This window comes from Frankia sp. CcWB2 (assembly GCF_977927585.1).
The window spans coordinates 2,189-10,528 of the sequence record NZ_CDWRCM010000071.1; the positions used below are offsets into that span (position 1 = coordinate 2,189).

Annotated in this window: 9 protein-coding genes; 2 read left to right on the forward strand and 7 right to left on the reverse strand. The window is 67.7% G+C overall.

What is annotated here, in order from left to right:
* The 3 genes from ACY45C_RS09830 to ACY45C_RS09840 all read right to left on the reverse strand — a co-directional run.
* The coding region (locus ACY45C_RS09830; protein ID WP_462187330.1) for a biotin carboxylase N-terminal domain-containing protein at window positions 1-172 on the reverse strand (172 nt) is incomplete at its 3' end.
* A 116-nt stretch (window positions 173-288) separates the two neighbouring features.
* On the reverse strand, window positions 289-540 hold the full coding sequence (locus tag ACY45C_RS09835; protein ID WP_462187315.1) for an acyl-CoA carboxylase subunit epsilon: 252 nt from the start codon (window positions 538-540) through the stop codon (window positions 289-291).
* 125 nt (window positions 541-665) lie between these two features.
* Window positions 666-2,261, reverse strand: coding sequence for an acyl-CoA carboxylase subunit beta (locus tag ACY45C_RS09840; protein WP_462187316.1), 1,596 nt, complete (start codon window positions 2,259-2,261; stop codon window positions 666-668).
* Window positions 2,262-2,467: 206 nt separating this feature from the next.
* Here ACY45C_RS09840 and ACY45C_RS09845 point away from each other — a divergent pair, with 206 nt between their 5' ends.
* Entirely contained in the window at window positions 2,468-3,355 is an 888-nt protein-coding gene (locus ACY45C_RS09845; RefSeq protein WP_462187317.1) for a biotin--[acetyl-CoA-carboxylase] ligase, read from the forward strand.
* A 49-nt stretch (window positions 3,356-3,404) separates the two neighbouring features.
* The gene (locus ACY45C_RS09850) at window positions 3,405-3,914 is read left to right on the forward strand and encodes a PH domain-containing protein (protein ID WP_462187318.1); all 510 of its coding nucleotides are present in this window, start codon (window positions 3,405-3,407) and stop codon (window positions 3,912-3,914) included.
* Between the two features lie 38 nt (window positions 3,915-3,952).
* On the opposite strand, the gene ACY45C_RS09855 is transcribed toward ACY45C_RS09850, so the two are convergent.
* The 4 genes from ACY45C_RS09855 to ACY45C_RS09870 form a co-directional block, all read right to left on the reverse strand.
* The gene (locus ACY45C_RS09855) at window positions 3,953-4,666 is read right to left on the reverse strand and encodes a hypothetical protein (protein WP_462187319.1); all 714 of its coding nucleotides are present in this window, start codon (window positions 4,664-4,666) and stop codon (window positions 3,953-3,955) included.
* A gap of 29 nt (window positions 4,667-4,695) precedes the next feature.
* Window positions 4,696-5,274, reverse strand: a complete 579-nt coding sequence (locus tag ACY45C_RS09860) for a hypothetical protein (protein ID WP_462187320.1) — start codon at window positions 5,272-5,274, stop codon at window positions 4,696-4,698.
* Between the two features lie 1,607 nt (window positions 5,275-6,881).
* Window positions 6,882-7,487, reverse strand: coding sequence for a hypothetical protein (locus ACY45C_RS09865; protein WP_462187321.1), 606 nt, complete (start codon window positions 7,485-7,487; stop codon window positions 6,882-6,884).
* On the reverse strand, window positions 7,466-8,014 hold the full coding sequence (locus ACY45C_RS09870; protein WP_462187322.1) for a hypothetical protein: 549 nt from the start codon (window positions 8,012-8,014) through the stop codon (window positions 7,466-7,468). The genes ACY45C_RS09865 and ACY45C_RS09870 overlap by 22 nt, the downstream gene beginning before the upstream one ends.
* Window positions 8,015-8,340 lie beyond the last annotated feature (326 nt).

Genomic DNA, 8,340 nt, shown 5'->3' on the forward strand with positions numbered 1-8,340 from the left:
AATCACCAGGGGTCGTGCCCCCCAACGCAAATGCCTCGTCAGCAACGCGTACGTGCAGGGCATTGATATCCGGTTCCGCGTATACTGCGACGCTGGTGTATCCGGCGTCGCGGCAGGCGCGGGCCACTCGAACCGCGATTTCTCCCCGATTGGCGATGAGGATCTTACGCACGTCGCTCCCGTCCTCGTCCGGCCTGCCTGAGTGTAGGTGAGTCGGGCCGCACATTTTGCTGTCGTTGTACCCAGATGTGATGCTGCAGACATCCCGGCGTCATGCCTATCGGTTGATCACCAGTCGGCTCGAGTGCGCGCACCCGGCGTCATCCCGGACCTTTGCCACACGCCCGGTCCGGTGGTGAGACTGCCACGGAGCGCCAGCGTTGGGCTGGCCCAGGATGAACGGCGGGTGGCCGGCGCCGACGAGGGAGCGGCACGAGCCGTCAGGAGCGCCACCACAGCGGCGATCTCCTCCGGCGTCGCCTCGCCGCGGATCAGCTGCAGCCGAGGCCGACTCGCCCGCCTGTCATCGTCCTGAACCACATTTCTCTCCTCGGTACCTCGAGTAGCTGGTGCGTCGTGAGTATGCCGTCCGTGGACCTCTGAGGCCCGGGAGATCTCCGTCGGGGAGATCCTCCTTCCGGCGAGCTGGCGACGGCAGATCCCGTCTATAGCGGGATGTTGCCGTGCTTCTTCGGTGGCAGGGATTCACGTTTGGTACGCAGCAGACGCATCGCTCGAATGACCTCGCACCGCGTTGCCGACGGGCTGATGACCGCGTCGAGATAGCCCCGTTCCGCCGCGATGTAAGGGGTCGCGAAGTGATCGGTGTAGTCCTGGATCAGCTCTGCCCGACGAGTCTCCGGTGACTCGGACCTGGCTAGATCCCGTCGATAGATGATGTTGACGGCACCCCGGGCGCCCATCACCGCGATCTCGGCGGTCGGCCAGGCGAGGTTGATGTCCGCCCGCAGGTGCTTGGACCCCATGACGTCGTAGGCACCGCCGTAGGCCTTCCGAATGATCACCGTCACCTTCGGTACGGTGGCCTCTGCGTAGGCGTAGATCAGCTTGGCGCCACGGCGAATGATGCCGTTCCACTCCTGGGAGGTGCCGGGAAGGAAGCCGGGGACGTCGACCAGGGTCAGCACCGGGATGTTGAATGCGTCGCAGGTCCGGACGAACCGGGCGGCCTTCTCGCTGGCGTCGATGTCGAGGGTGCCGGCGAACTGCATCGGCTGGTTGGCGACCACCCCGATAGAACGTCCATCCACCCGGCCGAATCCGACGATCATGTTCTGGGCGAACTGGGTGTGGACCTCGAGAAAGTCACCCTCGTCGAGGAGCCGCTCGATGATCTGGTGCATGTCGTACGGAGTGTTCGGGGAGTCGGGGATGAACGTGCCGAGATCCGGGTCGATCTCGGCGTCCAGATCGTCCACGGCGTCGTAGCTCGGGGCGTCGTCGAGATTGTTCGACGGAAGGAACGACAGCAGCGCACGGGCGAGCTCGAGGCACTCCGTCTCGTCGGCCGACTGGAAGTGCGCGACACCGCTGCGGGAGTTGTGGGTGTGTGCGCCACCCAGTTCCTCCATGCCCACGTCCTCGCCGGTGACTTCCTTGATCACGTCGGGGCCAGTGATGAACATGTGGCTGGTCTGGTCGACCATCAGGGTAAAGTCGGTGATCGCCGGCGAGTACACGGCGCCACCGGCGCATGGTCCCATGATCAGTGAGAGCTGTGGGACGACGCCGGAGGCCATCACGTTGCGGTAGAAGATTTCGCCGTACAGACCGAGGGAGACGACGCCCTCCTGGATACGCGCTCCGCCGGAGTCGTTGATACCCACGACCGGGCAGCCCGTCTTCAACGCAAGATCCATGATTTTGACGATCTTCTCGCCGAAGACCTCACCCAGGCTGCCACCGAAAACGGTGAAGTCCTGGCTGAACACGCAGACCTGCCGGCCGTTGACAGTCCCGTACCCGGTCACCACGCCGTCGCCATACGGCCGGTTGGCCTGGACGCCGAAGTCGTGCGCGCGATGGCGGGCGAAGGCGTCGGTCTCGACGAACGACCCGGGGTCGAGGAAGGCCTCGACCCGTTCGCGGGCTGTCATCTTGCCCTTGGCATGCTGCGCGTCGACCGCTCGCTGGGACCCGGCGTGGACGGCATCATCGTTCACGCGCCGCAGTTGGGCGAGTCGGCCTGCGGTGGTGCGCGGGTCGGGAGCGGAATCCTCTGCGGGCGCGGGAAGAGCCATAACCGGCAGCGTACGACCCCCGCGGGTCCACGCGTGTGATTGATGTGCAGCGGATCTCACCGGATAGGCGAGATTCGTGGGCCTCTGGTGAGTTAACCGTATCCCGGATCAGTTTGCTGATTGTCCGCTGATCGCCCGAGTCGCCGGCGGGTGACCGGACGGTCTGGCAGGGTGGACCGGTGTCACCCTCGAAGGAGCCTTCACCCGTGGGACCCTCTCCCGAGCAGCCTGCGTCCGGCAAGCTCCCGCCCGGCAAGCCCTCGCCGACGTCCCCTCGGGCCCGCTCTGTCGGGGAGGGGCGATCCGCGTCCATCGGAACACGTGAACCGCTGGACGCCGCACGCCTCGCGGCCCGTGCCGCCGCGGTTGGCCTCGACCTGACGGTGGTAGAGGAGATCGACTCGACCAACGCCGCGCTGGCGCGCATCGCCCGGGGCGAAGACACCGCCCGCGGCCGGGGACAGGTTCTCGTCGCCGAACGGCAGACGGCGGGTCGTGGCCGGCTCGACCGATCCTGGGAGTCTCGCCCTGGCGCCGGGTTGACGGTCTCGCTGCTGCTGCGACCCCGGGTAGCGATGTCCCTGCTCGGCTGGCTGCCTATGGTGGTCGGAACCTCGCTCCTGGCGACGCTACGTGAGGTGGCGGCGGTTCCCGCAGTCCTGAAATGGCCCAATGACATTCTCGTCGACGATGCGAAGCTCGCCGGCATCCTGGTCGAGGTCGTCCGGATCCCACTGTCGTCACCTTCGGTGATTATCGGTTTTGGGTTGAATATCATGGCGGAGCGTGACGAGCTCCCGGAGCGGTCGACGAGCCTGCTGCTCAGCGGCGCGCTTCCGGCGGCTCTGGACCGGACCGAGCTGCTCGGGGTGGTACTCGCCGATCTCGTCGGGGCGATCACTGGCTGGGAGGCTGACCCGCAAGCGGCTCGCGCGGAGTACCTACGGGTGTGCGCGACGATCGGCCGGCGGGTGCGCGTCGAGCTGCCGGACGGTTCGGCGGTGCGCGGGACCGCCACCGATGTTGACCCCGACGGCCGGCTCGTCGTCGACGGGCGACCCTACAGCGCCGCCGACATCGTTCACCTGCGGTGACGAGGGACCCGGCAGCGATCTGTCAGCCCGAGATGCGACGATCGTTGCCGTGGCGTTTCCCGACGATATCCTCACCCAGGACGAAGAGGTTGTCCTCCATCTGCACCCGCACTGGGTCAGCCTGGTAGTCCCGGCGCTCTGGACGGTTGCCGCCCTCCTTTTCGCCGTGCTGGGGGTTTTCTTCGCACCCGGAGGGGTGTTGCAGAAGCCCATCCAGTACCTCGTGCTTCTGGCCGCCTTCGGTGCAATCGGTTATCTGAGTGTGATGCCATGGCTACGTCGAATGACCACCCATTACGTCGTGACGAACCATCGACTGATGATCCGCGAAGGGGTCGTCACGCGGGTTGGGCGTGATGTCCCGTTCGCCTGGTTGGTTGGTGCGACCGTGCAGCAGAACGTCCTCGACCGGGTTCTGGGCTCGGGTGAGCTGATCATTGAGACGGTGGGGCAGCGGGGCCGGGTCAGCCTGTCGTGCATGCCGCACGCCGAGCGGGTGCAGGAAACCCTTGCCGATCTCTCCGCGCCCTACCAGTCACGGGGCTATCCGGGGGCCTGACGCCGGGACGGCCGGAGGCAGCAAGCACGGCCGATCCGTCACACCGGGTCGAACTCCCGCCACCATGCGAGCAGTTTGTCGGCCTGCGGATCCTCCGTGGCGAAACCGAGACGCTCGTCGTCAACCGTCCAGAACACCGAGAACCGACCGGGTCCTGCATCGCACAGGAAGGTGCCACGGCGTCGGGAGCTGCGTGCCCAGCGCTCGATGCCGGTCTGCCCCTGATAACAGTTGCCGACGCCGGCGAGGGCTGCGGACCGGCGGGCGATGTCGCGGGCCAGGGCCGAGGCGTCCGGGTAACGCAGGACGAGGATTCGAGCGGGGGCCGGAGCATCGGTCGCCACCCCGGGGACGCAGCTGAGGGCCGCCTCCACGCCACCGGGTACCGCCTGTCCCTCGCTGGGCGGCGCACTCGCGCACTCGCCGACCGCGAACGGCTTGAGCGAGGACCGCAGCCGTGCCTCGGCGGCATCGAGCGTCGGGCCCGGCGACTGTCCGACGCCGGCCGCTCCGGAGGCCACGGTGCCTCCCGTACCCGTCGTGCCGGCCGCCGACGGGTGGCGACCGGTGGGGCTGTCGCTCGGATCGCGGGTCACGGCGAGTCCGATGGTGACGCCACCCGCGATCAGAGCCACGATGATCAAGATGATCGCGGTGAGGGGCCCGCGACGCCACCACGAGTCGGTTCCACTGGATGGATCCTCGTCACCGTCGGCCAGATTCCGCGGGAATCCGTCTTCGGAACCGTTCACAGGTATCCGGTCTCCCGAGGAAGGTCAGCTCAATGACGGAGTGGATCGAACGACTTCCACCATCTGTTGAGGTTACCCGGATCCTGATCATCCGCGGAGAACGCGATTCGATAGTCGTCGTAGGTCCAGAACTCGTAGAAACGCTTCGCGAAGAAGTAGCACAGCCGGGTGCCACCGGTCGACTCGGCCGGCGAGCTCCACCGCTCCGAGCTCTGCTGGCCGTCGTCGCAGTTCCCCTCGTCGTAGTAGTACGTTTCACGGGCGCCGATCTGCCGGTCCATGGCGGACTGACTCGGGAAGTGGAACGCGGTGACCTCGATGCCGCTGGGATCCTTGCAGACGAGGGCGGCGTCGGCATAGGCGCTGTCACGGTGTGTGGGGACGGCGCATCCCGTCATGACGACCGGGTTCAGTAGCGAGCGGAGGATCTCCTGTGGATTGCCGGCCGGCTGTCCACCGTTCCCCGACGCTCCGGTGGCCGATGTTGTGGCGACGGATTGTCCGCTCGTCGTGTCGGTGCCGTCCTCGCCGGTGAACACGACGACTCCGAGCAGGATCACCAGGGCCAGGAGGAGGCCGCCGCCCGCGAACAGCAGGCGTCGATCCACGCTGACTTCGTGCCGGGAGGCTGTGCCGCGCTTGGCCAAGGGGGCTACGGCGCGCTCGGGCCCGGCCGCATTGGCGGGGATTCCTGTCGGGTGGGCGGGCGGCTCCGGTGGCGGAAGTCCCGGCAACAGCCCCGGTAACGACGAGGGCCGTCTGGATTCCGCAGGTGGGCCGAGCCGTGTGGCGGTGGCCGTGTCGACCGAGGGGGCGGACGTGCCGAGGAGATTGACGGGTGCCGGCGCTGGAAAGCCGCCGGTCGGGACAGGCGTCCCGCTCACCGGAGGGAATCCGTTCGGCGGGTTGACACCGATTGTCGCTCCGGGAGCCGGCGCCGGATAACCGATGGGCGGTGCGGACGGCGCGACATGCGCGTCAACGCCGTCCGTGGACCTGCCCCGGGCCCCGAAGGCTCCGAGGAAGGCCGTGTCACCGTTCGTGCCGAGCCCGGTGCCGGTTCCGGCCGTGAGGGTTCCGGGCTGGTTAATGTCGCTGCCCTGGATGCCGGGCCGTCCGGTGGGCGGGGGGCTGGGTGGGGTCAGGCGGTAGGTGAGGTCGCCGTCGTCCGGCCATGGTGACGATGGGGCGTGGTGTGGGGACATCGACAGTCCGGAGGACGTCCGAGGTCCCGAAGGCAGGGGCGGCGGCAGCTCCGGGCCCGACGGGGGCCCCGGCGGGAACGGCCGTTCCGGAGTGGACGGGAACCCCGGAACCGAGAGGGATTCCACGGTCGACGAGGTTCCGGGAGCCGACGGGGTTCCGGGAGACAGGGGAGGCTCGAAGGTCACTGGGGACTCAGCGTTGCTGGATCTGGTTGGCGAGCCGTAGTAGAGCGGACCGGGCGGGCCGGCCATGCCTGTGGGCGGCCCAGGGGGTCCCGGGGGCCCGGGAGGTCCCTGCATCCCCAACCGAGCCGGCAGGCCAGGCGGAGTCGGTGGTCCCTGTCCGCCCGGACCAGGCTGGTCCGCCCGGGCGGACGAGGTGGGGGGCCGGTGGGCGGGGCGAATCCAGGCGGGGCGAGAGATCCGGGTGGCCCGGGGGAGCGGGCGGCCAGGACGGAGTGGAGGGGCCGGGCGGCCCCGGCGGGCCACCCGGACCGGTCAGTCCCCCGAAGTGAGGGGGAACCGTGGGGACCGGCGGGCCCGGTGGCAGAACCGGACCTTGCGGTCTGGAACCCGACAGTGGTCCCGAGCCCAGGGCCGACGGCGGTGAGACCGGATTCGTGTAGGGCGGAGGCGACAAGGCATGCCCCGGCCCCACCCCTGGTCCCGGTCCTGGGTGTAGTGGATGCAGGATGGTCCGGTCAGGCTCGTCCGGGTCTGGATCGGGGCCGCTCCCTGGCCGCGGCGAGGCCGGCGGTGGCTCGGACACCCGCGACGCTTCGTCGTCGCCTTGGCCGGGGCTGGGCACGGTTCCTCCCGAGATGGGTGACAGGTGCAACCCCAGCGTAGGCCCCTCACCGCTCGGATATGGGCGATGTCAGGCTACTGCGTCACAAATACTGCTCTATCACCACCCGCCCGGCCGAAGGCAAGCAGGCAAGATCGAAGCCACAGCAAGCAGCACCCCGCCGTGCGGACGTGGCCGCGTCCCGGCGGCGTCCACCGCGACGTCAGGTCTTGGGCACCGGATCGAAATTACTCCACCATTCGTACAGGGCCGCCCCGTCGGGGCCGGTCGCCATGAAGGAGACCAACGTGGAATTGTAGGACCAGAAGATGAAGTGATCACCATTACGCACGTTGCAGACGGCCGTGCCCTGGGTCGCACCTTCGTGGAAGTTCCAGGTGAAGACCTCGTCGCCGCCCTGCTCGCATTTGCCGCCGGTGGTGGTGACCAGGGACTTGCGCACCTCGACGTCGCTGTTCAGATCACTGGTGGTCGCGTAGGAGTAGGCAGCCATCACCTTCCCATCATCCGAGTTGCAGAATAACGACGCCTTGATGTGGCCGCCCTCGGCTTCGCCGTTGGGCTCGCAGTCCGTCATCACGGACGAGTCGAGCTTGGCCAGCAGGGCGTGCTGCGCCGGGGTGAACTGCGCCGAGGGACTCGGACTTGCGCTTGGACTTGGACTTGGACTTGGCGAGGGCGATGACGATGGGTTTGTCGAGGTCGGTGAGGCGCTGGGGCTGTCGGGCGCGGTCACCGTGCCCGGGTTGTCGGAACCTCCGGAGAGGAGCACAACCGGAATAATGATCAGGAGGAGTGCCGCCGCCACCGCCGCAGCGATGATGGTGTTACGCCGACGTTGAGAGCCGCCGGGCCGGGGGGCGCCCCCGGCGGCGGATAACCTCCGTAACCGCCCGCCGCAGGGTAGCCCTGCTGCTGATACCCTTGGTGGTAACCCGGATCTTGGTGGTAACCCGGCTGATAGTTCTGCTGATATGCCTGTTGCGGATAACTCTCCGTGGGATAGCTGTTGGCGGGATAATCCTGCTGCTGGTAACCCTGGCCGTAGCCCTCGCCGGGTGGGTAGACCCCCGTCGGGGGGTACTGATCGGTGCCGCGGTACGGATTCTGTGCGTACTGGTTCTGGGGATACTGGTTCGGAGGGTTCTGGGAGTACTGTTCCGTGGGCGGGTAGCCGCCGGGTGCGCTGTTGCCGAGCAGGCGGGTCTCGTCTTCGTCGCCGAACGGTGCCGAGCCCGCGGAGTACGACGAGGCGGAATAAGAACCACCAGCGTTGCCGTCAACCCGTTGGGTCTGGGCGTCCGGGTCCTGGGGGCCTGGGCCCGGTGACTGCATGACGTCCTCCTGCGCTGCGCGAAGAGCGGCCCCGGCCCGCGCTCGTGATCTTGCGGATCCCGCCGTGGTGCTGGGCGGTTCTCGCAACCGTCCATCTGTGTTAGAACGGGACGGACCGCCCCGTTCGGCCCAGGTCGGGCTCGATGCTCGATGTTAGGAGCTTTGCGTTCGGAGGGGGATCCCGGGTCGTCTTGTAGACAAGGTGTCGGATCAGGCCGCGTAACGGATCATGATGTCGTCGACGATCATCTCCAGGAACGTCTGATCGACCGGATCTCCGGTCAGCAGCACCCGTTGGAGGATGACGGCGGTTCCGAGTTCTATGA